At 70.8% G+C, this 24,730-nt stretch carries 22 protein-coding genes and 1 pseudogene; 13 read left to right on the top strand and 10 right to left on the bottom strand.

The window, feature by feature from the left end; all coding sequences use genetic code 11:
• Positions 1 to 17 precede the first annotated feature (17 nt).
• Positions 18 to 1,196: an imidazolonepropionase gene (hutI, locus tag A3IG_RS0119285; RefSeq protein WP_018385231.1), complete on the top strand. Its 1,179-nt coding sequence runs from the start codon at positions 18 to 20 to the stop codon at positions 1,194 to 1,196.
• Positions 1,197 to 1,231: 35 nt separating this feature from the next.
• On the opposite strand, the gene A3IG_RS0119280 is transcribed toward hutI, so the two are convergent.
• Complete coding sequence (locus A3IG_RS0119280; RefSeq protein WP_018385230.1) at positions 1,232 to 2,143, bottom strand: RNA polymerase sigma factor SigF; 912 nt, start codon at positions 2,141 to 2,143, stop codon at positions 1,232 to 1,234.
• A gap of 264 nt (positions 2,144 to 2,407) precedes the next feature.
• Between A3IG_RS0119280 and A3IG_RS0119270 the strand changes: the two genes are divergently transcribed.
• From A3IG_RS0119270 to A3IG_RS0119255, 4 genes are all read left to right on the top strand, one after another.
• Positions 2,408 to 2,776 carry an STAS domain-containing protein gene (locus A3IG_RS0119270; protein ID WP_018385228.1) on the top strand — a complete coding sequence of 123 codons (369 nt, stop codon included), beginning with the start codon at positions 2,408 to 2,410 and terminating at the stop codon, positions 2,774 to 2,776.
• Positions 2,777 to 2,998: 222 nt separating this feature from the next.
• A complete protein-coding gene (locus tag A3IG_RS0119265; protein WP_018385227.1) occupies positions 2,999 to 3,478 on the top strand; it encodes an ATP-binding protein in 480 nt (159 codons plus the stop codon).
• Positions 3,479 to 3,645: 167 nt separating this feature from the next.
• Complete coding sequence (locus tag A3IG_RS0119260; RefSeq protein WP_018385226.1) at positions 3,646 to 4,323, top strand: response regulator transcription factor; 678 nt, start codon at positions 3,646 to 3,648, stop codon at positions 4,321 to 4,323.
• Positions 4,324 to 4,333: 10 nt separating this feature from the next.
• Positions 4,334 to 5,575 carry an ATP-binding protein gene (locus tag A3IG_RS0119255; protein ID WP_018385225.1) on the top strand — a complete coding sequence of 414 codons (1,242 nt, stop codon included), beginning with the start codon at positions 4,334 to 4,336 and terminating at the stop codon, positions 5,573 to 5,575.
• Between the two features lie 69 nt (positions 5,576 to 5,644).
• Here A3IG_RS0119255 and A3IG_RS30455 read toward each other — a convergent pair whose 3' ends face one another.
• Entirely contained in the window at positions 5,645 to 6,157 is a 513-nt protein-coding gene (locus A3IG_RS30455) for a GtrA family protein (protein WP_078500698.1), read from the bottom strand.
• A gap of 189 nt (positions 6,158 to 6,346) precedes the next feature.
• On the opposite strand from A3IG_RS30455, the gene A3IG_RS0119245 reads away from it, so the two are divergent.
• Genes A3IG_RS0119245 through A3IG_RS0119235 form a run of 3 tightly spaced genes read left to right on the top strand, consistent with a single transcriptional unit; the run spans position 6,347 to position 9,345 of the window.
• Positions 6,347 to 7,447 carry a 5-(carboxyamino)imidazole ribonucleotide synthase gene (locus tag A3IG_RS0119245; protein ID WP_236719162.1) on the top strand — a complete coding sequence of 367 codons (1,101 nt, stop codon included), beginning with the start codon at positions 6,347 to 6,349 and terminating at the stop codon, positions 7,445 to 7,447.
• A complete protein-coding gene (gene purE, locus A3IG_RS0119240) occupies positions 7,444 to 8,022 on the top strand; it encodes a 5-(carboxyamino)imidazole ribonucleotide mutase (protein ID WP_018385222.1) in 579 nt (192 codons plus the stop codon). Before A3IG_RS0119245 ends, purE begins: the two co-directional genes overlap by 4 nt.
• Positions 8,023 to 8,064: 42 nt before the next feature.
• Positions 8,065 to 9,345 carry a dipeptidase gene (locus A3IG_RS0119235; protein WP_018385221.1) on the top strand — a complete coding sequence of 427 codons (1,281 nt, stop codon included), beginning with the start codon at positions 8,065 to 8,067 and terminating at the stop codon, positions 9,343 to 9,345.
• 51 nt (positions 9,346 to 9,396) lie between these two features.
• Here the strand turns inward: A3IG_RS0119235 and A3IG_RS0119230 are convergent, their stop codons facing one another.
• On the bottom strand, positions 9,397 to 10,722 hold the full coding sequence (locus tag A3IG_RS0119230) for a UDP-glucose dehydrogenase family protein (protein WP_018385220.1): 1,326 nt from the start codon (positions 10,720 to 10,722) through the stop codon (positions 9,397 to 9,399).
• Positions 10,723 to 11,036: 314 nt separating this feature from the next.
• On the opposite strand from A3IG_RS0119230, the gene A3IG_RS0119225 reads away from it, so the two are divergent.
• A complete protein-coding gene (locus tag A3IG_RS0119225; RefSeq protein WP_018385219.1) occupies positions 11,037 to 12,200 on the top strand; it encodes an acyl-CoA dehydrogenase in 1,164 nt (387 codons plus the stop codon).
• Positions 12,201 to 12,858: 658 nt separating this feature from the next.
• Here the strand turns inward: A3IG_RS0119225 and A3IG_RS32775 are convergent.
• The 7 genes and pseudogenes from A3IG_RS32775 to A3IG_RS35325 form a co-directional block, all read right to left on the bottom strand.
• Positions 12,859 to 13,352, bottom strand: a pseudogene (locus A3IG_RS32775) (Scr1 family TA system antitoxin-like transcriptional regulator); the annotation flags it as partial.
• Positions 13,349 to 13,873 carry a DUF6879 family protein gene (locus A3IG_RS0119215; RefSeq protein ID WP_018385217.1) on the bottom strand — a complete coding sequence of 175 codons (525 nt, stop codon included), beginning with the start codon at positions 13,871 to 13,873 and terminating at the stop codon, positions 13,349 to 13,351. The gene A3IG_RS0119215 and the pseudogene A3IG_RS32775, both read right to left, overlap by 4 nt.
• Positions 13,874 to 14,233: 360 nt before the next feature.
• Entirely contained in the window at positions 14,234 to 15,490 is a 1,257-nt protein-coding gene (locus A3IG_RS0119210) for an LCP family protein (protein WP_026220424.1), read from the bottom strand.
• 133 nt (positions 15,491 to 15,623) lie between these two features.
• Positions 15,624 to 16,106, bottom strand: a complete 483-nt coding sequence (locus A3IG_RS0119205) for a hypothetical protein (protein WP_158676917.1) — start codon at positions 16,104 to 16,106, stop codon at positions 15,624 to 15,626.
• 253 nt (positions 16,107 to 16,359) lie between these two features.
• The gene (locus A3IG_RS0119200; protein WP_018385214.1) at positions 16,360 to 17,202 is read right to left on the bottom strand and encodes a helix-turn-helix domain-containing protein; all 843 of its coding nucleotides are present in this window, start codon (positions 17,200 to 17,202) and stop codon (positions 16,360 to 16,362) included.
• Entirely contained in the window at positions 17,199 to 17,735 is a 537-nt protein-coding gene (locus A3IG_RS0119195) for a DUF6879 family protein (RefSeq protein WP_018385213.1), read from the bottom strand. Before A3IG_RS0119195 ends, A3IG_RS0119200 begins: the two co-directional genes overlap by 4 nt.
• A 2-nt stretch (positions 17,736 to 17,737) precedes the next feature.
• Entirely contained in the window at positions 17,738 to 17,929 is a 192-nt protein-coding gene (locus tag A3IG_RS35325; protein ID WP_018385212.1) for a hypothetical protein, read from the bottom strand.
• Between the two features lie 195 nt (positions 17,930 to 18,124).
• Between A3IG_RS35325 and A3IG_RS0119185 the strand changes: the two genes are divergently transcribed.
• The 4 genes from A3IG_RS0119185 (at position 18,125) to A3IG_RS0119165 (ending at position 24,585) form a co-directional block, all read left to right on the top strand.
• On the top strand, positions 18,125 to 18,880 hold the full coding sequence (locus tag A3IG_RS0119185; protein WP_018385211.1) for a TIGR03089 family protein: 756 nt from the start codon (positions 18,125 to 18,127) through the stop codon (positions 18,878 to 18,880).
• Positions 18,881 to 19,171: 291 nt separating this feature from the next.
• A complete protein-coding gene (locus A3IG_RS30450) occupies positions 19,172 to 20,797 on the top strand; it encodes an LCP family protein (RefSeq protein WP_018385209.1) in 1,626 nt (541 codons plus the stop codon).
• A gap of 718 nt (positions 20,798 to 21,515) precedes the next feature.
• Positions 21,516 to 22,877 carry an LCP family protein gene (locus tag A3IG_RS0119170; protein WP_322887999.1) on the top strand — a complete coding sequence of 454 codons (1,362 nt, stop codon included), beginning with the start codon at positions 21,516 to 21,518 and terminating at the stop codon, positions 22,875 to 22,877.
• Positions 22,878 to 22,968: 91 nt separating this feature from the next.
• Positions 22,969 to 24,585 carry an LCP family protein gene (locus tag A3IG_RS0119165; protein ID WP_018385207.1) on the top strand — a complete coding sequence of 539 codons (1,617 nt, stop codon included), beginning with the start codon at positions 22,969 to 22,971 and terminating at the stop codon, positions 24,583 to 24,585.
• Positions 24,586 to 24,730 lie beyond the last annotated feature (145 nt).

Below are 24,730 nucleotides of genomic sequence, written 5' to 3'. Positions count from 1 at the left end.
CCGCCCTGAGAGGTTCCGTGGCCACCGCGATCACCGACATCGGCACCCTGCTCACCTGCGACCCGTCGCTCGGCGAGGGACCCGGCGGCGTGCTGAGGGACGCCGCCGTGGTCATCGACGGCGGCCGGGTCGCCTGGGTGGGGAGCACGGCCGCCGTGCCCGCCGCCGACGACGCGTACAGCGCCCGGGGGCGCGCCCTGCTCCCCGGCTTCGTGGACTCCCACGCACACCTGGTGTTCGCCGGGGACCGCACCGCGGAGTTCCAGGCCCGGATGTCCGGTCGTCGGTACTCCGCCGGGGGCATCCGCACCACGGTGGCGGCCACCCGGGAAGCCACCGACGAGGCCCTGGAGGCCAACGTCGCACGCTTCGTCGGAGAGGCGCTGCGCCAGGGCACCACCACCATCGAGACCAAGTCCGGCTACGGGCTCACCGTGCCCGACGAGGCGCGGGCGCTGCGGATCGCGGCCCGGCACACCCCGGAGGTCACCTACCTGGGGGCGCACGTCGTCGCCCCGGAGTACGCCGACGACCCCGACGGTTACGTGGAGCTGGTCACCGGGCCCATGCTGGACGCCTGCGCGCCGCACGCCCGCTGGGTCGACGCGTTCTGCGAGCGGGGGGCGTTCGACGCCGACCAGGCCAGGGCGGTGCTCACCGCCGGCGCCGCCCGCGGGCTCGTCCCCCGGGTGCACGCCAACCAACTGGGGCCCGGCCCCGGGGTGCGGCTCGCGGTGGAGCTCGGGGCCGCCTCCGCCGACCACTGCACCCACCTGAGCGGCGCCGACGTGGACGCCCTGGCCGGGGGTGACACCGTCGCCACCCTGCTGCCCGGGGTGGAGTTCTCCACCCGCTCCCCGTACCCCGACGCCCGTCGGCTGCTGGACGCGGGCGTCACCGTGGCGCTGGCCAGCGACTGCAACCCCGGTTCGAGCTTCACCAGTTCGATGCCGTTCTGTGTGGCGCTCGCGGTGCGGGAGATGGGCATGACGCCGGACGAGGCGGTGGTCGCCGCGACCAGGGGCGGGGCCCTGGCGCTGCGCCGCCCCGACGTGGGCAGGATCGCCCCGGGGAGCCGCGCCGACCTGGTGCTGCTCGACGCCCCGAGCCACGTCCACCTCGCCTACCGGCCGGGTGTCCCGCTGGTCGCCGCAGTCTGGCGGGGAGGCGTGGTGGTCCACCCGGCGGGGGAGTGACCCACGCCGGGTGGACGGCCACGTCGGACCCCGGCTCAGTCCTCGACCAGCAGCCCGGAGCGCAGCCGGGTCAGGGTGCGGGACAGCAGCCGGGACACGTGCATCTGGGAGATGCCCAGTTCCTCGCCTATCTCGGACTGGGTCATGTTGCCCACGAACCGCAGGGACAGGATTCTGCGGTCCCGAGCCGGCAGGTCGGCGATCAGCGGTTTCAACGACTCCCGGAACTCCACGCCTTCGATGTCGTGGTCCTCGTAGCCGATGCGGTCGGCGAGGGCGCCCTCGGAGTCGTCGTCCTCCGGCTGGGCGTCCAGCGAGCTGGCGGTGTAGGCGTTGCTGGCCGCCATGCCCTCGAGGACCTCCTCCTCGGGGAGGTCGAGCCGCTGGGAGAGCTCGGCCACGGTGGGGGCCCGGTCCAGTTCCTGCGCGAGGTCGTCGCCGGCCTTCGCCAGGTCGAGACGGAGTTCCTGGAGCCTCCTCGGCACCCGGACCGACCAACTCGTGTCTCTGAAGAACCGCTTGATCTCACCCACGATGGTGGGCATCGCAAAGGTGGGGAACTCCACGCCTCGGTCGATCTCGAACCGGTCGATCGCCTTGATCAGACCGATGGTGCCGACCTGGATGATGTCCTCCATGGGTTCGCTGCGGGAGCGGAACCTGGATGCGGCGAACTTCACCAGGGCGAGGTTCAGCTCCACCAGCGTGTTACGGACGTATTGGTACTCATGGGTGCCCTCCTGCAGCGTCTGCATGCGCCGGAAGAGGGTTTTGGACAGGGCTCGCGCGTCCAGCGGCCCCACCTCGTCGAACGGGGGGATTTCGGAGAGCTCGGGAATCATGTCCTGGTCGAGGGCCGGGACCCGGCTCCGCTCCTCGTCGGAGGCGGTCGACGACGCGGGCCGCTGTGGTGTCGCTGAGCGGGGGCCGTCGAGCTGGGGTGCCATGGTGCTCCTCCTCGATACCGGCAGCCTGGCTGCCGTGCGTCTGGTGGTCTTCCGGGTGGTGCGGCGCCTCCTGGGGGTCGGTGTTCGTCCTTCGTCCTTCTTCCACACCTACCGCTTGTTCGCGGCGGAGTGCAAGACGAACGGGGCTCGAGGGGAACGTGTGTTCGATTGGTGTCGGTGTCGCCGGGACGCCGATGAGGCGTAGGGTTCCACGGTGTGGACGCGCCAGTGCGGCGTGTGGACGTACCCGGTGGGAGGTCAGGCATGGACGGCGGAGTCCCAGGCACGGCCAGGCGTGGCCGGCTGCGCGTGGCCGTGCGGATGCACGGTGCGAGCGCGGTGGTGACCCCCTCGGGCGAGCTCGACCACCACACGGCGGACCTGCTGCGCGAGCAGCTCGAGGGCTGTGTCGCCCAGGGGCGGTCCCGGCTGGTGGTGGACTGCTCCGCCCTGGAGTTCTGCGACTCCACGGGCCTGAACGTGTTCCTCGGCGCCAGGACCAAGGCCGAGGCCGCCGGCGGCGGCGTGCACCTGGCCGGGATGCTCCCCCCGGTCGCCCGGGTCTTCGAGATCACCGGCGCGGACGCGGTGTTCACCGTGCACCGTGCGCTGGACGAGGCGCTGACGGAGTGAGCCGGGGCCCGGCCGGGCACCGGACCGCGGGAGCGGTGGTGCCGGTCGCCCCCAGCACGACGCTCCCGCCGACGGACCCCGCCCTTCCCACCCGCCCCGGCCACCCGCGCCGGCAACCGGGCGACACAGCCGGTGGTCCGGAACGGGGACATGAAGGTTTTAACAGACGGGGTCGGGCAGGAGACTTCTCGACATGTCGGACGTCGGTGAGGTGAATCGCTGATGGGCAGCTCCCGGCCGGTCACACCGGACGACCGCGGTGCGTCCGGTCCGGGCGACACGGCGGCCCCCCTGGTCGCCCCGGTGCGCAGGGTGCTGCTCGCCGGCTGCGACGGCGTGGTCGCCCGGGCCCGCGACGTCACCCGCGAGGCGCTGTACGACTGGGGGTGGCTGCCCGCGCGGACCCCACAGGCCCGCGCCCGAGCCGAGGACGCGTTGCTGGTCGTCTCCGAACTGGTCACCAACGCCTGCCTGCACGCGGGGGGCGCCCAGGAGCTCCGGCTGCGCGGCCGACCGGGGCTGCTGCGGCTGGAGGTGACGGACACCAGCCCCGCCCCGCCCACGCCGAGGACACCGCACCAGGGGAGCCGGCCCGGCGGTCACGGCATGTACATCGTGCAGCGCCTCTGTTCCCGGTGGGGCACGGTCCACCACCCCGAGGGACACGGCAAGACGGTCTGGGCGGAGATCACCGGGGCCTGAGCCCGGCCCGGGGGCGCACGGACCCCCCTCCGCGGGCGCGCGCCGAGGCGCCGACGGTACGCGGCGGCGCGCGGTCACCGGTGCCGTGCCTCCCGACGAGGGCCCGCGGGGCACGGGCCTGCGGGACGGCCCACTTCCCCGGCGCGTACCAGGACTATCCTCGGCACATGACCCGAGTACTGCTCGCCGAGGACGACGCGTCCATCTCGGAGCCGCTCGCCCGTGCCCTGCGCCGGGAGGGCTACGAGGTCGAGGTGCGCGAGGACGGCCCCACGGCCCTGGACTTCGGCCTCCAGGGCGGAGTGGACCTGCTCGTGCTCGACCTGGGGCTGCCCGGCATGGACGGCCTCGAGGTGTGCCGCAGGCTCCGCTCGGAGGGGCAGGCGTTCCCGGTGCTGGTACTCACCGCGCGGGCCGACGAGGTGGACACCGTGGTGGGCCTGGACGCCGGCGCCGACGACTACGTCACCAAACCGTTCCGCCTCGCCGAGCTGCTCGCCCGGGTCCGCGCCCTGCTGCGCCGGGGCACCGCGGACGTCCAGCCGCCACCGTCCACCCACGGGGTGCGGATCGACGTGGAGTCGCACCGCGCCTGGATCGGCGACGAGGAGCTCCAGCTCACCGCCAAGGAGTTCGACCTGCTGCGGGTGCTGGTGCGGGACGCCGGGCGGGTGGTGACCCGGGACCAGCTCATGCGCGAGGTCTGGGACACCACCTGGTGGTCCTCGACCAAGACGCTGGACATGCACATCTCCTGGCTGCGGAAGAAGCTCGGCGACGACGCGGCCAACCCGCGGTACATCTCCACCGTGCGCGGGGTGGGCTTCCGGTTCGAGAAGAGCTGACCCGGCCCCGATGCGCCGCCGACTGATCAACTCCACGCTGGCCGTGGTCCTCGTGGTGATCTCGGTCTTCGGGCTCTCCCTGGTCCTGGTCGAGGTCAAGACGATCGAGAGCAGTGCCCAGGACGGCGTGGAGTCCGAGGCGGTCCAACTCATCAGCGTCGTGGAGAACCGCATCGCGGCGGGCGAGGAGGTGGCGCCGGAGTCGCTGCGGCGGCAGATCGACCCGGACCGGTACGCCAAGATCGAGGTCCCCGGGCAGCCGGCGATCGAGTTGGGCAGCCGCCCCGAGGGCCGGAGGATCAGCGCGGAGCGTTCCGGCCCCGGTGGTGAGAGGGTCACCGTCCAGCAGTCGTACGCCGTGGTCCGCGACGAGATCGGTCGGACCCTGCTGGCCATCCTCGGCGTCGCCCTGCTGGCCGTGCTCGCCGCCGTGCTGCTGGCCATACGCCAGGCACGTCGGGTGGCCTCCCCGCTGATCGACCTCGCCGAGACCGCGGAACGGCTCGGCTCCGGGGACCCCCGGCCGCGACACCGCAGGTACGGGGTGCCGGAGCTGGACCGGGTGGCCGACGTGCTGGACAGCAGCGCGGAACGGATCGCCAGGATGCTCACCGCCGAACGACGCCTCGCCGCCGACGCCTCCCACCAGCTCAGGACCCCGTTGACGGCGCTGTCCATGCGCCTCGAGGAGATCATCGCCACCGACGACCCCGAGACGGTGAAGGAGGAGGCGGCCATCGCGCTGGGCCAGGTGGAGCGGCTGACCGACGTGGTGCAGCGGCTGCTGACCAACTCCCGGGACCCGAAGAAGGGCTCGGCGGTCGCCTTCGACCTGGACGAGGTGGTCAAGCAGCAGGTGGAGGAGTGGCGGCCGGCCTACCGCGGGGAGAACCGCACGATCAGTTGCTCGGGGGCCCGCGGCCTGCGGGCGGTGGGCACCCCCGGCGCGGTCGCCCAGGTGCTGGCCACGCTGATCGAGAACTCGCTGACCCACGGGGACGGCGAAGTGGACCTGCACACCAGGGTCACCGGCAACCAGGTGGTCGTCGAGGTCACGGACCAGGGCGCGGGGGTGCCCGCCGACCTCGGCTCCCGCGTCTTCGAGCGCACCGTGAGCGGCCGGAACTCCACCGGGCTCGGCCTCGCCGTCGCCCGTGACCTGGCCGAGGCCGACGGCGGCCGGCTCGAGCTGCTCCAACAGCGGCCCCCGGTGTTCGCGCTCTTCCTCAGCCGCCAGACGGACCCGTCCTGACTCCCGCCCCCTGCCGGTGGTCGCCGCCCCGTCGGCGGCAACGGAGCGGTGACCACGGGGGCGGTGCGGTCAGCCGCGGGCGCTGATCCGCTCCCGGCGCCGCGGGTCGTTCCAGTACCCACCCTCACCCTGGAGCGCGTCCCCGGCCGGCACCCGGCGGAACACCCAGGTGCGGTACGACCAGAACCGGAACAGCGTCCCCAGGCCCAGACCGACCACGTACTTGGCGATGTTGTCGGAGAGCGCCGAGGTGAAGTCGAAACCGTAGTGGGAGAGCGCGAGCACCCCGTTCTCGATCACCAGGCCGATGCCGCTGAACAGCAGGAAGAGGGAGAACTCGCGGGTCTGCTGAGACTTGTCGCAGGTGCGGTACGTCCAGTAACGGTTCCCGAGGTAGTTGGCGCAGATCGCGACGGAGGTGGCGATGACTCCCGAGCGGACCGTCTGGAGGTCCAACCTGTGCAGGCAGAGGTTGAACACGACGAAGTTCACCACCGCGCCGACCGCGCCGACCGCGCCGAACTTCATGACCTCGTTGCCGATGAGCCTCAGTCGCTCGTACAGCCCGCGCATTGCCTTCATCGTCGCGTCGAACCCCGCTCCTTCGGCTGCCGGTGGGCCTTCATGCTAGTAGGGCTGTTCCGGGACCACCCCCGGACGGCGGCCGAACGGGGCGCCCGGCCGGCCCCGGCCACCGCGGGAGGGCCCATTACCCTGGGGGGCGTGAACTTCCCGGTAGTCGGTGTGGTCGGTGGCGGACAGCTCGCCCGGATGACCCATGAGGCGGGCATCCCGCTAGGTATCCAGTTCAGGCTCCTCAGTGACACCGCCCAGGACTCGGCGGCCCAGGTGGTGTCGCAGGTCACGGTCGGTGACTACCGCGACCTGGCGACGCTGCGGCGCTTCGCCGCGGGCTGTGACGTGGTCACCTTCGACCACGAGCACGTGCCGACCGAGCACCTGCGTGCGCTCCAGGCCGACGGTGTGGTGGTCCGACCGGGCCCGGACGCCCTGGTGCACGCCCAGGACAAGGCGGTGATGCGGGCGAAGCTGGACGAGATCGGCGTGCCCAGCCCCCGGCACCGGATCGTGTCCGACCCGGCCGACGTGGCCGCGTTCGCCGCCGAGCACCCCTCGGGCAGCGGCTGGCCGGTGGTGCTGAAGACCGTGCGCGGCGGCTACGACGGCAAGGGCGTGTGGGTCGTCCACGACCAGCAGGAGGCCGAGGCCCCGTTCCGTGCCGGCGTCCCGGTCCTCGCCGAGGAGAAGGTGGACTTCGTCCGCGAGCTGGCCGCCAACGTGGTCCGCTCCCCCCACGGCCAGGCCGTGGCCTACCCGGTGGTGGAGTCGATCCAGGTGGACGGCGTGTGCAACGAGGTGATCGCGCCCGCCCCCGGCCTGACCGACGAGCTGGCGGGGCAGGCCCAGCGGACCGCCCTGACCATAGCCAAGGAGCTCCAGGTCACCGGCCACCTCGCCGTGGAGCTGTTCCAGACCACCGACGGCCGGATCCTCGTCAACGAACTGGCGATGCGGCCGCACAACAGCGGCCACTGGACCCAGGACGGTGCGATCACCTCCCAGTTCGCCAACCACCTGCGGGCGGTGCTTGACCTGCCGCTCGGCGACCCCAGGCCCCGGGCACGGTGGACCGTGATGGCGAACGTGCTCGGCGGCGACTACCCGGACATGTACCAGGGCTACCTGCACTGCATGGCCAGGGACCCCGCGCTGCGCATCCACATGTACGGCAAGGACGTGAAGCCCGGGCGCAAGGTCGGCCACGTCACCACCTACGGCGACGACCTGGACGAGGTACGGGCCCGGGCCCGGCACGCCGCCGACTACCTCAGAGGAACGATCAGCGAATGACCCAGCCGCCCACCGACCTCCAGGGCCCCGGGGCCACCGACCACGACGCGGGGACCGTGCCCGTGGTGGGCATCGTCATGGGCTCGGACTCCGACTGGCCGGTCCTGAAGGACGCGGCCAAGGCGGTCACCGAGTTCGAGGTGCCGTGCGAGGTGGACGTGGTGTCCGCCCACCGGATGCCGCACGAGATGATCGCCTACGGGGAGAGCGCCGCGGGACGCGGCCTCAAAGTGATCATTGCCGGGGCCGGTGGTGCCGCCCACCTGCCCGGGATGCTCGCCTCGGTCACCCCCCTGCCGGTCATCGGCGTCCCGGTCCCGCTGCGGCACCTGGACGGCCTGGACTCGCTGCTGTCCATCGTCCAGATGCCCGCCGGAGTGCCCGTCGCCACCGTGTCGGTGGGCGGGGCCCGCAACGCCGGGCTCCTCGCGGTGCGCATCCTCGCCGCGCACGATCCCGAGCTCCAGGAGCGGATGCGACGCTTCCAGGACGACCTCAACGCCCAGGCCACGGAGAAGGGCCGACGGCTGCGGAAGAAGGTCGAGGGTTCGGCCGCCTTCGGTTTCGGGGAGTAGAGACCAGACGCCGACAGGTGAGCGACCACGAAGGAGCGTGCGATGGGCGAGGCGGCCGAGACGACCGGGCAGACGGGGACGACGACCGGAACCACCGGGAAGGACGCCGCAGCGCCCGGCGCAACGGAGCACCTGGCCAGGGCCAGGGCGCTGCTCGCCGACCACCCGGTCGTGGACGGCCACAACGACCTGCCGTGGGCGCTGCGCCAGGCCGGCCTCGACCACCTGACGTCGGACCAGGCCAACCTGGTCGCGGGGCTCCCGGACTTCCACACCGACCTGGCGCGGCTCGACGCGGGCGGGGTGGGCGGACAGTTCTGGTCGGTGTACGTCCCGCCGTCGCTGGACGGCGACAACGCGGTGACCGCCACCCTGGAACAGATCGACCTGGTGCACCGCCTGGTGCGGCGCCACCCGGAACGGCTGAGGCTGGCGCTGACCGCTGACGACCTCCAGGCGGCGCGGGCCGCTGGGCAGGTCGGGTCGTTGCTCGGCGCCGAGGGCGGCCACTCCATCAACTGTTCGCTGGGCACCCTGCGCGCCCTGTACGCACTGGGGGTGCGCTACCTCACGCTCACCCACAACCACAACGTGCCCTGGGCGGACTCGGCGACCGACGAGCCCGCCGTGGGGGGCCTGAGCCCGTTCGGGGAACGGGTGGTGGCGGAGATGAACCGGCTCGGGATGCTGGTGGACCTCTCCCACACGGCGGCGGACACCATGCGCGGCGCCCTGGCGGTGGCCGAGGCGCCGGTGCTGTTCTCGCACTCCTCGGCCCGCGCGGTCTGCGACCACCCGCGCAACGTCCCGGACGACGTGCTGGAGCGGCTTCCCGGGAACGGCGGCGTGTGCATGGTGACGTTCGTGCCGAAGTTCGTCTCCCAGGCGGTCGCGGACTGGACCCTCCAGGCCCAGGAACACCTGGCCCACAAGGGCGTGGACCCGCGGGACCCCGAAGCGATGATCCAGGCCCTGGACGGGTACGAACGTGACCGGCCGCGGCCGGTGGCCACCATCGCGGACGTCGCCGACCACTGTGACCACGTACGGGAGGCCGCCGGGATCGACCACATCGGGCTCGGCGGGGACTACGACGGCGTGGACCGCCAACCGATCGGGCTCGAGGACGTCGCCGGCTATCCGCGGCTCGTCGCCGCACTGCTCGACCGCGGCTGGTCCCCGGCCGACCTGGCCAAGCTCACCTGGGGCAACGCGGTCAGGGTGCTGCGCGACGCACAGGACGCGGCCCGGGAGCTCGGCACCCGCAGGCCGCCGCAGACCGCCCGGATGGAGGAGTGCGACGGCCCCGGTCCGCAGGAGTGAGCCCGCCCGCCGGCACGGGCGCGCCCGTGCCGGCGGGTCCGGGAAAAGGACTCAGGCGTTGGGGCGGCCCAGGGCGCGGTACGTCCACCCGGCGGCTCGCCAGCGGTCCGGGTCCAGGGCGTTGCGGCCGTCCACCACCCGCTGCTCGGCGACCAGCTTGCCGAACGCCACCGGGTCGATCTCCCGGAACTCCGGCCACTCGGTGAGGTGCAGCACCACGTGCGCGCCCTCGGCGGCCTCCTCGGCGGACTCCGCGTAGTTCAGCCCCGGGTACATCTTGCGGGCGTTGTCCAGGGCCTTCGGGTCGTAAACGGTGACCTGGCCGCCCTGTAGCTGGATCTGCGCGGCCACGTTCAGCGCCGGTGAGTCCCGGATGTCGTCGGACTCGGGCTTGAACGCCGCGCCGAGAACGGTGATCCTGCGGCCGAGGAACCCGCCGCCGCACTGCTCGCGGGCGAGGTCAACCATCCGGGAACGGCGCCGCATGTTGATCGCGTCCACCTCCCGCAGGAAGGTGAGCGCCTGGTCGGCGCCGAGTTCGCCGGCCCTGGCCATGAACGCCCGGATGTCCTTCGGCAGACAGCCGCCGCCGAAACCCAGGCCGGCCCCGAGGAACCGCCGTCCGATCCGCTCGTCGTACCCCAGGGACTCGCTCAGTTTGACCACGTCGGCGCCGGCGGCCTCGCACACCTCGGCCATGGCGTTGATGAACGAGATCTTGGTGGAGAGGAAGGCGTTGGCGCTCACCTTCACCAGCTCGGCCGTGGCGTAGTCGGTCACCACCACGGGGCTGCCGGCCTCGATGGTCGCGGCGTACACCTCACGCAGCCGGGCCTCGGCCGCGGCGGACGTGACCCCGAAGACCAGCCGGTCGGGGTGCAGGGTGTCCTGGACGGCGAACCCCTCGCGGAGGAACTCCGGGTTCCAGGCGAGCTCGGCGTCCGTGCCGGCCGGGGCGAGCTCGGCGATCCGGGTCGCCAGCCGGGCGGCCGTGCCCACTGGCACCGTGGACTTGCCGACGACCAGCGTGGGGCGCCGCAGGTGGGGCGCGAGCGCCTCCACGGCGGCGTCCACGTACCTGAGGTCGGCGGCGAACTCGCCCTTCTTCTGGGGGGTGCCCACACACACGAAGTGGACGTCGCCGAACTCCCCGACCTCGGCGTAGTCGGTGGTGAACCGCAGCCGGCCGGTGTCCAGGTGCCTGGTGAGGAGCTCGGCGAGGCCGGGCTCGTAGAACGGCACCCGCCCCGCGGCCAGCGAGGCCACCTTCTCGGCGTCCACGTCGAGCCCCAGGACCTCGTAGCCCAGCTCGGCCATCCCGGCGGCGTGGGTGGCGCCGAGGTAGCCCGTGCCGATGACCGTGACCTTGAGACTCATGTCCCACCGGCTCCCTGTCGAAGTGCCCTGCCCGAAACACCGCTGCCCCGGTGCCCCGCCGACGGTGGTGATCGAAACGCCGGCACGACACGGTGCTGGATCAAGTGATCGTAGCGGCCCGGTGGCACTGTCGTGTACGTCACGTGGTCCGGCCGTGAGCGCGGGGCCTACGATACCTGTACTGAACGGTAGTTAACAAAGCGCCCCACCCCCGCCGGGCTCGCCCCGCCAGCGCACGCACCGGGACACCACACCGCCGGGCTCGGGCGTGCGCAACAACGGCACCGGCGAAAGAACGCGAGAGGTGAGGCCCCGTGGGGAGCTACGGAAACACAGACTTCGACTTGTTCCGGACCACCGAGGAGCACGAACTGCTCCGTGAGTCGGTGCGCGGCCTCGCCGAAGCGAAGATCGCCCCCCTCGCCGCCGCGGTCGACGAGGAGGCCCGCTTCCCCCAGGAGGCGCTGGACGCCCTGGTCGCCGCCGACCTGCACGCGATCCACGTCCCCGAGGAGTACGGCGGTGCCGGCGCCGACGCCCTGGCCACCGTGATCGTGATCGAGGAGGTGGCCCGGGCCTGCGCGTCCTCCTCGCTGATCCCCGCGGTCAACAAGCTCGGCTCCCTGCCGCTGATCCTGTCCGGGTCCGAAGAGCTCAAGCGCCGCTACCTGCCGCCGCTGGCCAAGGGGGACGTGCTGTTCTCCTACTGCCTGTCCGAGCCCGACGCGGGGTCGGACGCCGCGGGGATGAAGACCCGGGCGGTGCGGGACGGCGACCACTACGTCCTCAACGGCGTGAAGCGCTGGATCACCAACGCGGGGCACAGCGAGTACTACACGGTGATGGCGGTGACCGACCCGGACAAGCGTTCAAAGGGCATCAGCGCCTTCGTGGTGGAGAAGTCCGACGAGGGCGTGTCGTTCGGCGCGCCGGAGAAGAAACTGGGCGTCAAGGGGTCGCCGACCCGGGAGGTCTACCTGGACAACGTCCGCATCCCGGCCGACCGCATGATCGGCGAGGAGGGCACCGGCTTCGCCATCGCGATGCGCACCCTGGACCACACCCGGATCACCATCGCCGCCCAGGCCCTGGGGATCGCCCAGGGGGCGCTGGACTACGCCAAGGGCTACGTGGCCGAACGCAAGCAGTTCGGCCGGCCGATCGGTGACTTCCAGGGCGTCCAGTTCATGCTGGCCGACATGGCGATGAAGCTGGAGGCCGCCCGCCAGTTGACCTACGCCGCGGCGGCCAGGTCAGAACGGGGCGACGGCGACCTGACCTTCTTCGGCGCCGCCGCCAAGTGCTACGCCTCTGACGCCGCGATGGAGATCACCACCGACGCGGTGCAGCTCCTCGGCGGGTACGGGTACACCCGGGACTACCCGGTGGAGCGGATGATGCGTGACGCCAAGATCACGCAGATCTACGAAGGCACGAACCAGGTTCAGCGGATCGTGATGGCCAGGAACCTGCCGTAGCATGGTTTTTGCAGGTCAGAGGCGGTTTCCAGCACATGCGACGACAGCCCCCGGCAACTCGCCGGGGGCTGTCGTCGCATGGGGACCAGGCGACCTCTGACGCCTCTGCGGGATCGTCGGGGGCACCCGCGCCGGGCGTCAGCATGGTTGCGACGGCCGCTCGGCCGCGCTGCTCGGCGCCCTCACAGGTGTCGTGGCAGTGCTCCCGGAGCACGTCCGTGCTGCTGTGGCCCATCCAGTCCGCCACGTGGTCCTTCGGGGACGCCGGCATACAGCAGGCCTGACCGCAGCCACAACGTCGTGCGGTAGACGCTCAGAGTCGCGGTGTGCCTGGCACCGTCCGAATGCTCGGAGACGATAACGGAAGAGATACCGTCGGCCGCCTTCACGGCAGCCACTTCCCCCTACCGAAAAGGTGTGCGCGCGTATCGAGATGTACGGTGGCCGGGCCACATCCTCGCAGGTACTCCCGTATGTGGGAGCGACCGCTGCGGAGGTCAAGGAACTGCAAGGAATTGTCGTGACCGTAGACCAGGCTGGGAAGACTGGCCGACCCGCCACCGTTTCCGAACTCCGCGGTGACGGTTCCGGTGACTCTGTGCCGCAGCCGGCCAGGACGGACAGCGACGGGAAGTAGGACCCTTCCCGTGGCGCTGAGCCGCAGCCGGTCAGCGCGGAGCGTGAACCGAACCGTGTTGTCGTAGAGAACTGCTTGCCGTTCAAGTCGACCATTGATCGTTCGCGTGATCACGGCCTCGCTGAGGTTATGGCGTTGCAGAATGGCCCGGATGTACTCGGGGGTCTGGAGAAGTCCCGGAACTAGTGCGGGCTGAAACAACCGCAGCATCGACATCTGGGCTTCCAGGGCCTCGGCGGCCTGCTGGCCTTGTGGACCCTATCCGCTTGAGCAGACGCCATGCTGTCGATTCTGTCGCTGACGCGCGTGCGGGTGCACTTCGCCTTGACCTGGTCCGAGACGCCGATCGCGGTCAGGGCGCGCTCTGCGTCCGTCGCGCTGGGCGCCGGCTTCACATTCTCGATCTTGGACAGCTTGGACGGAGACATGAGGGCGCTGCGGGCCACCGCCTCGGCTTCTTTGCCGGATGCCACTCGCAGCGCCCGCAGCGCGGCTCCAAGCTGTGCCCTGTTCACGCCCCGTACTTGGCCCACCATTCGGTGAACGGTTCCGCGTGCGCGAGTGCTGTGGTACGGAATCTGGCGAACTCAGCCGTCCGTTCCGGCCCCAGTACTTCTGAGCCGAGGTACTTCCCGGCCTCGTCGTAGTTCATCACGGCCACGGACTCGAAGTCGAAGAACCAGAAGTCCGGGACGTTCTCCAGTGGGTTGGGCTTGTCGGTGGTGTCGAGGATGAAGAACTCCTCGCCCCCGGTCATGTTCTTCCGGTAGCCCCACCCCAGCTCGAAGCGAAGATATTCCGTGAGTGGGCGCGACAGAATGTGCACCCGGTGGATCCGCTTCCCCTGTCCAGTGTGTGAGCGGAGTTCTTCCACCCAGCCTGCGTTGTAGTCGTCCGGCTGCGGCTCCCCGGCCAGGAAGGCGTGATAGGCGTCGACATTTCCGGACCTGCTGTAGTCGTCCAGAGTCTCCAGGCGGAACGCCTCACGCTTGAACGAGTCGAATAGGTCGCCGAGGGTTTTAGATGAGGTTGTCACGAATGGCCTTCTGGATCAGTTCCATCGGGATTTCGACCAGGGTTTCTTGAGCGGGGATCTGAAGCCCGTGGTCTGTCGGCGTCTCACCGCTGACGCACCGCGTTGCACGCAACCGTGGAACTGGTCGAGCCGCCGGGGGCGACGATCTGCCGGTTGGCCTCTCCGGTCCAGCGGGAACGGCGGGATCAGGTTCTGGGTGCTCGGCCGCGGGAGGTCAACCGTCGTGGCATCGCCCGGGGGCGCGACCGTGGTGAACGGAGATGCACCAGCCCCGTTCACACGGGAGGTCAGTCGCGCCCGGCGGGCGGTACCCGGGAGGTGTGGCCGCGGAGGCATGGCGGGCCGAGGGAGGCCGGGCGGTCAGTTGCCCGAGACCGTGACCTTCTCGTCGTTGTTGAGCTGCTCCACCAGCTTCTTGACCTTGGCCTCGTCCCACAGCAGGTTGCTGCCGTTGCTGCCGGCCAGCGGGATGTTCATCGACTTCCCGTCGCCGCCGGTGACGCCCTTCATCGCCCAGAACATCTCGGCCAGGTCCGTCAGGCCCATGTCCTTGTCCACGATCAGCGAGTCGAGACCGGCGCCGGCCACCGGGTAGAAGCTGAACGGGTTGAGGATGGTGGTCGGCTTGGCGGCCTGGTCGGCGAGGGCGGCCAGGAACTTCTGCTGGTTCTTGGTGCGGTCCAGGTCGCTGCCGGGCAGCGCGTACCGGGTGCGGACGAAGGCCAGGGCCTCCTCCCCGTTCAGGGTCTGCTTGCCCTTCTTGAAGTCGGCACCGGACTTGGAGTCCTTGATGTCCCGGGGGATGTCCATCTCCACCCCACCGACCGCGTCCACCACGTCGGCGAAGCCGTCGAACCCGATCTCGGCGTAGTGGTCGATGCGCAGTCCCGTCTCCGCCTCGATGGTGCGCACCAGCAGCTCCGGGCCGTCCTCGGCGTAGGCGGCGTTCAGTTTCACCTTCCGGCCCTGGCCGGGGTAGAGCTTGCCGCTCTCCGAACCGCGGAAACTGGGGATCTCCACCTCGGAGTCGCGGGGCAGCGAGATCATCGTGTTCCCGTTGTCACCGACGTGCAGGATCATCACCGAGTCGGTGCGCTTGCCGTCGGCCGAGCCGGTGTGCAGCCGCTTCTTGTCCTCCGCGGACATCCCCTCCCGGCTGTCCGATCCCACGATGAGGTAGTTGGTGCCGTCGCCGCCCTTGGGCCGCTCGATCACCTTGGACAGGTCCACGTCCCGGTGGAGCTTGGAGTCCGCCCAGAAGTAGGTGGCGATGGTGGTGATGATCAGTGCGCCGACCAGCCCGAGGGACGTCCACAGGACCCGACGGGGCCAGCGGCGCCGCCCGTCACCCGCGGGCCGGTTGGTCACCGGCCCGCCGGGGGCACCGCCGGGTCCCGGGGGGCGCCCACCGGGACCGGACGACTGGTGCGGGACGCCCCCGGCGGCTGCGGCCCGGCGGGGTGACAACGAAGGCGGGAGTGGGGGCTCGGCCGGCGGCTGCTGCGGCGGCTGAGGGGGGTAGCCGCCCTGGCGCTGCACGTGCCCCATGACGCGCGTCGGCTCGGATTCGCCGCGGCGCCGATCGTCGTTGCTGAAACCGTCCGGCCACTCATTCATGGCCCCGAGTGTGCACGGTCGCGCGGCTCGAACACCAAGGACCTCGCGTTCTGTAGCAGACTTGATGCGAGTCCGTATCGGTCTGCATCCCCACGGGGGCCGGCGGGGGACCCCGGGCCGGGGCCGAGCCGGGTCAGGACGGCGTGCGCAGCCGCGCCGTGGCCAGTGCCGCCCGCAGCGCGTCCGGATCGGTGAGGAACCGGTCCGGGGCCATGGTCACCCGCCAGTGCGGGCCGGGGCCCAGGGTCTGGAGCGTCCCGGGCACGCCGACGAAGGTGCCCGGGCCGCAGGGCCGGGTGCCCGGCACCAGCCACTGGGCGGCGGTGCCCAGCGGGACCAGCCAGTACCAGGCGCGTTGCCGGTCGTCGTCGATCACTGCGCCACTGCGCGCCCCCAGCCAGTCGAGGACGTCGCGGGCGGTCCCCGCGGGTACCTTCACCGCGTCCCACCACTCGCCCGCCGGCTGGAGGTGTATCCCCAGGCCGAACGGCGGCGTCCAGGGCAACGGCGTCTGTTTCAGCGGTGTCCTGCGGGTGGTCCGCGGCGTCCGAGAAGCGGTCCGCGGCGTCCTGGTCGGCGTTGTCCCCGCCTGAGGGCGGGACGGGTTGGTGGTCACGGCGGCTCCCAGTTCCGGGCGGATCAGACCGCGCGAAACCCGGCCCGGTGCTCGGTGAGGCACACCTGGCCGGGAGATCCGCCCTAGGCAGGAAGGTAGGCCGAGGGCGTGGGCCAGTGCTTCCTGATTGCTCGAGATTTCTTCCGTGACCACGGGGACTTCCCGGAGCGGGGCAGGGCCGTCGGGGGTGGGCCCGACGGGGTTCCCTCGGGGGCCGGTGGGTCCTCGTGGGCGGGGCCGGTCCGCGTGCCGGTCAGCCGCTGCTGACGGCCCTCCTCGCGCGGGCTATCAGCCGGTGTGCCTGCCGACCGTACACGGCGGCCTCGTCCAGCGTCTCCCAGATCCTGTGGTAGAGCGCGACGTCCTCCGAGGCGTCGAGCCACACCTCGGCGTGCCAGGTCTCCGCGATCACCAGCCGGTCGTCGTGTATCCAGAAGTCGTCGCCGGTGGCGATCCGCACCGGGACGCCGAGCGGGATGATCCCCAGCGACACGGTGTCAAGGCCGGCCACCGTCACCAACTGGTCCAGTTGCTCGGCCAACACGTCGGGAGGGCAGATCAGCACGGTCAGCGCCGCCTCCCACACCAGCACCCGGTACTGCTTGCCTGGCGTGTGCAGGTTGTCCTGGCGGCGTAGCCGTGCGTGCACGCCCTGTTCCACATCGCGGCTGTTTCCGTGCAACTCCGCATAGCGGGTCAGGACATGTCGGGCATAATCCTCCGTCTGGAAGATTCCGGGTATGACTGAACCGGTGAAGCCGCGAAAGGTGCTGGTCCGTTCGTGCTGGAGGCCGATCGCCTCCTGGACCGAGCGGTGCCCCGCGGCGAGTTGCCGCCGCCAACTGCGGTAACTGGTCTCCAGGCCGCGCAGGCGGCCTTTCAGTTCGGCGGCGGCTTCGGGCTGGGCGCAGGCCTGCGCCCATGCTTCGACGTCGGCGAGAGTAGCGGTCTGCTTGCCGTTCTCCAGTTTGGATACCTTCGAAGGCGGCCAGCCGAGACGACCGGCGAAATCCCGGCCGTTGAGCCCGGCCTCGGTGCGCAGCTCTCGCAGTCGCGCACCGAGCACCACACGGGCTCGCTGGAAATCGGTGCTCACCCCGGGGAAAATACCCGCGCTTTGAACTCCTCGTTGCGAATGGCGTGATGCCAGGCCGCATCCCGTGCCTGGCACGCCCGCACGACCTGCTTGGGCTCCTCTATCAGCTCGACGCCGAGGATGTGGTCATCGTCGTCGAAATGGAACTTGATGAGTATGCGCGAGTCGAACAACCAGAAGTCGAAATCCGGCAGTCCCAACCTGCGTGCATGGGACCGGTACATGTTGCGGATGTCCTCTCCTGCGGCGATGTTGAACTGGGCGCTGTGTAGGAGGTAGAGCTGCCCCTTGGTCGGTGGGGTGTCCACGAGTCGCACGCGTTCGAATCTCTTGCCCTGGGCGGTCTGCTTCCGTCTCGACGCGTACCAGGGGTCGCTCAGGTCCCGGGTGGCGTCCTCCCCGCGAAGAAAACGCCGGTACTCCTCGCTCTGCCGGTCAGAGGCGTAGCCCCGTCGGGTCTCGAGCCGCCAGGCGGTGTGCTGGAAATCCTCGAAGAGGTGCTCCACGCTGTCGAAGCTGAGCAGTTCGGGCACGTTCACTCCTTCGGTGCGAAGCGGGTCAGCAACTCGCGTGGGACGACGATGAGTGTTTCCCCCTCGGTGTAACCGTGCATCTGCGCACGGTCCCTCGGATCGGTGATCTCTTCCCCCTGGACGAGAATCTCGCCGGTATCGAGGTCCTCGAACAGGGCAGGGCAGCCGGTTTTGTCCGAGGTGGTGCCGATCATCCGGATTCTCCTGGCCATGATCGCCCCTTCAGTGCGCTGGTCCGGTTACTGAGCTGCTGCGCACCGTAGCGACGTGGTGGCAGGCGCAGAAGGGTACGATCTACTCGTCACATACCCGGTCCGAGCGGGGCTTTCACGGCATTCTCCAGAGCGCCTCCCTTTCTCGCCCGGGTCGGGCCCTAGGCTCTGTTGGTCATGGACACCACTGCGCAAACCCCTGCCGACCTGCTGCGCGTCGCTCTCGCGGGTGACGCCGCACGGCCGTTGGTCACCTTCTACGACGACGCCACAGGAGAACGGGTTGAGTTGTCCGTGACGACGTTCGACAACTGGGTGGCCAAGACCGCCAACCTGCTCCAGGACGACCTGGGCGCCGAGCCGGGCGACCGGGCGGTCCTGCTGCTCCCGGCGCACTGGCAGACCGCGGTCTGGATCATGGCCTGCCTGACCGTCGGCGTCGTGGCGGCCCCCGGAGGCGACCCCGGCTCCGCGGACCTGGTGGTCGCGGGCCCGGACCAGCTCCCCGCCGCCCGCGCTTGCCGGGGGGAGCGGGTGGCGCTGTCGCTGCGGCCCCTGGGCGGGCGGTTCCCCCAGGTCCCCGAGGGCTTCGTGGACTACGCCGCGGAGGTCCCCGGGCAGGCCGACCGCTTCAGTCCCCACGTTCCGGTGGGCCCGGAAGCGCCCGCGCTGGAGCTCCCCGGTCTGCGGCTGACCGCGGGCGAGGTGGTGGCCCGGGCCCTCGACGGGGCCGAGGAACTCGGTCTGGAACGCGGCGGACGACTGCTGACCGGACTGCCGATGGACTCCTGGCCGGGCCTGTCCGCGGGGTTGCTCGCCCCACTGGCCGTCGATGCCTCCGTGGTGCTCTGCCGTAACCTGGACCGGCTGGACCCCGACGGGCTGCGCCGCCGCCGCGAGGAGGAGCGGGTGACCGTTCCCGCCGAGGCGTGACCGGGGGCGATCCGACGGCGGTGGACAACCGGACCCGGACCACCGCCCGGGAGCGCGGTGGTCCGGGTGCGCGGTTCACCGGGCCCCGCCCGTCGGCGGTCCGGTGAACGTGACCCCACGTGCTCGACGGGCCGCACCGGGCGACGTGTCGTCCCCGCTCGCAGAGAAGTGCGGGAGACGAGGCAACCCCGAGCGGGGTTCAGTGGTCTGCACAGATGTTCTGGCCCTCTTGTCGGCCCGAATCCGGTAGCACCTGCCCGCAACTGACCTCCCAGGGGGATGAGCGCAGACGTGAGCAACTCAGCGGACACCCCCGGGGCCCACCCCGGGCAGGGGGGCTCCGAGAACGGGGAGGGGCCCGGGGGCCGGGGTGCGCCGGAGGGACAGGAGGCACCCGAGGCGGAGGAGATACCCCGGGGCGGGGAGTCGCCCGAGGACGGGGAAGCGCCGGGCCGAGCCACTGAAGGAACCCCCGCCGACGCCCCCGACGACCCGGAGACCTCGGCAGGGACGCCTCCCGACGGCGGGGACGACTCCGAGCAGGACGCCGGCCCGGAGACGGCCCCGGCCCCGCGCCGCCGCAGCAGGAGGCGAAAGGTGCTCAAGGCCCTGGCGATCGGCACCGCGGTGCTGCTGGTGGCCACGGCCGGCACGGCCTACGCGCTCTACCGCAAACTGAACGCCAACATCCGCACCGACGAGGCCACCGCGCAGATCCTGCACGAGTACGAAAGCGAACGCCCGCGCCGGGTGGAGCACCAGAACGCCCAGAACATCCTGCTGATCGGCTCCGACGACCGCAGCGGGAGCAACGCCCGGTACGGCGGTGACGAGGGTTCGCAGCGCTCGGACACCACCATCCTGCTGCACCTCGCCGAGGACCGCCGCGGGGCGACGGCGATGTCCATCCCGCGGGACCTGATGGTGCAGATCCCGGCGTGCGCCACCCCGGACGGAGGCGAGACCAGGTCCCAGTTCGCGCAGTTCAACTGGGCGTTCCAGTTCGGCGGGGCGGCCTGCACGATCCGCACCGTGGAGAACATGACCGGGATCCGGATCGACCACCACCTGATCATGGACTTCACCGGGTTCAAGAAGATGGTGGACGCGGTGGACGGTGTGGAGATCTGTCTTCCGGAGGCGGTGCGGGACGACGCGGCGAAGCTGGACCTGCCCGCTGGTCGGCAGACCGTGAGGGGGGAGGACGCACTCGCCTACGTCCGGGCCCGCAAGAGCATCGGCAACGGCAGCGACACCCAGCGCATGGACCGCCAGCAGCAGTTCCTCGCCTCCCTGGTGCGGAAGGTGAAGAGCGGTGGGGTGTTGCTCAACCCCACCAAGCTGTACTCCGTGCTCGACGCGGCCACCTCCTCGCTCATCGCCGACGAGGGCCTCGACTCGCTGGGCGAGCTGTACAAACTGGCTCGCGGCCTGGAGCGGACGCCCACGCAGGACGTGGTGTTCCTGACCGTTCCCCGCGAGCCCTACGTGGTGGACCCCAACCGCGACCAGTTGGTGCAGCCGGAGGCCAGCGCGCTGTTCACCGCGCTGCGTGAGGACCGGCCGATCCAGGTGAACGAGGACGACGACGGGACCGGGACCCCCACCGGCACCGAGACGGTGGACGCGGAGGCGACCGGGACCCCAGGGATGAGCGAGACGAGCGGGGACAAGGAGACAACAGCCGCCCCGGAGACGACCGGGTCCACCCCGCCGCCGGGAACACCGGGGGGTGTGGCCAGCGGGCAACCGGACGCGGAGGAGGGTGACGACGCCGCGTCGCCGAGCTCGTCCGCGGCGACCCCGGACCCCTCGGCCTCGGCTTCCTCGTCCGCGTCGGGGTCACCGCCGGCGTCAACCGAGGAACCCGCGTTCCGGGGCACCACGGCGGACCGTGACATCTGTGGTGAAGGATGAGTACCGGGGCGTGCCGCCGCGCCACTCCTTTCCCCGCGTGCAGGGGAGTGGAAAGTGTCACCGGCGTGCCAGGCCCGCGGACAGGGCGGCTAGGGTGAGCCATCCGGCCTGGTCCGGGCCGGGCGAAGTACGTCCCTATACCAGATCCGATCAAGCGTCCTGGGGAGGCGCAGCGTGGCAGTGACGGAGGGCACAGGCGACCGTGGACGCGCAAGGCCGTAGGCACAGCGGATCGGGGGACCGGCAGTGGTCCGGTGACGCCGACCCGGCCGACCAGTGGGTGTTCGATCCCAGTACCGGTAGTTACCAGCTCCGCCCGGACGCTGAGGTGCCGCTCCGAGGTGGGGGCACCCCTCCCGGTCACCACAGACGGTCCGCCGCCCCGGCGGACGCCCCCGACGCCCCGGGCGACGGGGGCGACGGGGGGGACGGGTCGGAGCACCGGTCGGTGTCCGACAGCCCGTCCACTGGGGGGCGGGCCGCCGCCCGCAGGGCCGCGGGCCGCGCCGCCGGGCAGGACGCCGGCCGGCCCGGCGGTACCCGACGGGCCTCGGCGCGCGGCGGTGACCGTTCGGGTGGCGGTCGTTCGGGGGGTGGCGGTTCCGGAGGAGGACGTTCCGGAGGTGGTCGGGCTGCCGGTCGGGGCGGTCCCGGCAGGCGCCGTCCCAAGTCGGTCAAACGGCGGGTGGTGCACTGGACGGCCGGCACGCTGGGTTTCGTGCTCGTGGCCGGCTGCGCCGGCGGCTACTTCATCTACCAGCACTTCAACGGCAACATCGACTCCTACGACGCCGACCTGGGCGACGACCGGCCGTCCGCCGGCGCCGAGGGCGCCATGAACATCCTGCTGATCGGCACCGACACCCGGGAGGGCCAGGACGGTAAGTACGGCGACACGGGCAGCCCCGGCCACGCCGACACCACGTTCCTCTTCCACGTCGCCAAGGACCGCACCAACGCCACCGCGTTGAGCATTCCTCGGGACCTGATGGTGGAGATCCCGGAGTGCAAGACCGAGGACAAGAAGCGGATCATCCCCGGCTCCCCGCGCGCGATGTTCAACACCAGCCTGGGACAGAACGAGCGCGGCCCGGACTGCACCTGGAAGACCGTGGAGAAGCTCACCGGGATTCGCATCGACCACTTCATGATGGTCGACTTCAACGCGGTGAAGACGATGTCCAACGCGGTCGGCGGCGTCGAGGTGTGCCTGGAGAAGAACATCAACGACCCCGACTCACACCTGAACCTGAGCAGGGGCCGCCACGTGGTCAAGGGCGAGCAGGCACTGGCCTTCGTCCGCACCCGGCACTCGGTCGGCCAGGGCGGGGACCTGACCAGGATTCCGTTGCAGCAGCAGTTCCTCAGCTCGATGATCCGCAAGATCAAGGGCAACGGCACCCTGACCAGCCCCACCAAGCTGTGGAACCTGGCCGACGCGGCGACCAACTCCCTGACCGTGGACAGCGGGATAGCGAGCATCAGGAAGCTCAGCGGACTGGCCAAGGACCTGGGCAAGGTGGACACCAAGCACATCACCTTCGCGACCGTCCCGGTGGCGGACGACCCGCTGGACAAGAACCGCCTGGTGCTCAAGGAGCGTGATGCCAAGCAGGTGTTCGCGATGGTGAGGGCGGACCAGTCGCTGACCGACGTGAAGGGGAAGAACAAGAAGAAGCCGACGCCGAAGGAGACGAGCAAGGCGGCGCCCGCCGACGTGCGGGTGCGGGTGGTCAACGGCAGCGGTGTCATGGGTGCCGCTCAGGAGACCGTCAACTGGCTGCAGAACGAGCAAGGGGTGATCCGGTCGAGCAACGGCCTCAACGCCCCGGCCGATGTGGCCAAAACCACACTGGAGTACGCCCGCAACAGGGGTGACCAGGCCCGTGCCCTTGCGGAGATGATGGGCCTGCCGCCCACCGCACTGAAGATGACGAACAAGGACGCCGCGCCCCTGGAGGAGATGGTTCTCACCCTGGGCAAGGACTTCGAGGGAGCGGGTATCCCGCTGACGGCCCCCACCACCGCCCCCTCGGACCTGCAACGCGTCAACGCGGACCAGCAGGTCTGCGCCAAGTGAGAAGCAGCGGCGCGGTGCTCGGGCGCGGCGCGGCTGTCCCACCGCGTCACCGCGCGGTGACCCGTACCACGCGCCTGGAGGAGGCCGTCGCATGCACGAGGGTGCACGGACCACACGTCCGACCGCCGACACCGGATCCGCCCACGACGGTGGCTCCGGTGGCGGTGGCGGCCACAGGAGGGGCAGCAACCGTAAGCGGAAGAAGAGCGGGAGCGGAGGGGTCCGTGTGCTGAAGGCAGGTGTGCTCTCCCTCAGCGCGATCATCCTGATCAGCACCGGATCGGGCTGGCTCTACCTGGAGCACCTCAACGGGAACATCCGCAAGGGCGAGCGGAGCAGCGGCGACAGCGCGGTGAAGAAGACCAAGCCCAACGCCCACGGCCAGACACCGCTCAACATCCTGCTGCTCGGCTCGGACAGCAGGAAGAGCAAGGCGAACGTGGCGCTCGGCGGCAGCAAGAAGGACGCGGACCGCCCCCCGCTGGCGGACGTGCAGATGCTGCTGCACCTGTCCGCGGACCGCAAGAGCGCCGCCCTGGTCAGCATCCCCCGGGACACCCGGGTGGACATACCCCGGTGCGAGGACCCCAAGACCGGTGAGGTCTTCGAGGCCACCAACGCCACCATCAACAACACCCTGGCCCGGGGCGGCCCGGGGTGCACCCTGGCCACCTGGCAGAACCTCACCGACACCTACATCGACCACTGGATGATGATCGACTTCTCCGGGGTGGTGTCGATGGCCGACGCGGTCGGTGGCGTCGAGGTGTGCGTCAACCAGAACATCTGGGACCGCAACCTGCAGACCGGCCGGGGCGGCTCGGGCCTGAAGCTCGAGGCCGGTGAACAGAAGGTCAAGGGCGAGAAGGCCCTCCAGTGGCTGCGCACCCGGTACGCGTTCGGCAGTGACATCAACCGCACCCGGGCCCAGCGCATGTACCTGAACTCCATGGTCCGCGAGCTGAAGTCACAGAACGTCTTCACCGACACCGGTCGGCTGATGGGCCTGGCCGAGACCGCGACCGACGCCCTGACGGTGGACGAGGGCCTGGGCTCGGTCCCCGCCCTGTACGACCTGGGGATGGAGTTCAAGAGCATTCCGTCCAGCCGGATCACCTCGACCACGCTGCCCACGGTGGCGGACCCGTTGGACCCCGACGCCCACCTGATACCCGCCCCGGGCGACGCGGAGCAGGTCTTCTCCATGATCCGCAACGACATCCCGTTCGACGGCAAGGGCAAGGTGAAGACCAAGAAGAAGCCCGAGAAGGCCGGTCCGCCCGCGGCACCGAGCGACACCATCCCGGTCACCGTGATCAACGGCACCGGCGTCAACGGCAAGCCAGCAGTGGGCAAGCGTGCGAGCGGCCTGGCCGAGACGTTGGTCGCGGCGGGCTTCACCCAGGCGGAGGCCGGAAGCGAGCCGCTGCCACGGGAGGAGACCCGGATCGAGTACCCCGCGGCCGAGGGGGACCAGGGCAGGTCGAACGCCCAGGCCGTGGCGAAGGCACTGAAGATCCCCGTCGGCCAGGTCAAGGTGTCCTCCGAGGTCACCGAGATCACCCTGGTGGTGGGCGGGGACTGGCCTGAGGGCACCGACTACAGCGTCACCATCCCCAAGGAGAACAAGAAGGTCCCGAAGAGCGCCAACCCGCTCAAGGGCGATGAGAAGGGATGCATGGACGTCTACGAGCCGTACCGCTGGTGACCGGCACCGCACCCGCCCGCCGGCCGACCGGGCCCCGGGCCCGCCCCCCGGTCGGGGGCACCGGGGCACCGTGGGGCCGTCGCTGACGGGTGACGGGCCCTAGGTGTGTTGTTCGGGCAGGTTGGTGACGCGGGTGGCTGGTGGG

Source organism: Wenjunlia vitaminophila DSM 41686 (assembly GCF_000380165.1).
Taxonomy (GTDB): Bacteria; Actinomycetota; Actinomycetes; order Streptomycetales; family Streptomycetaceae; genus Wenjunlia; species Wenjunlia vitaminophila.
This window is presented reverse-complemented; position numbering and strand designations above follow the sequence as displayed.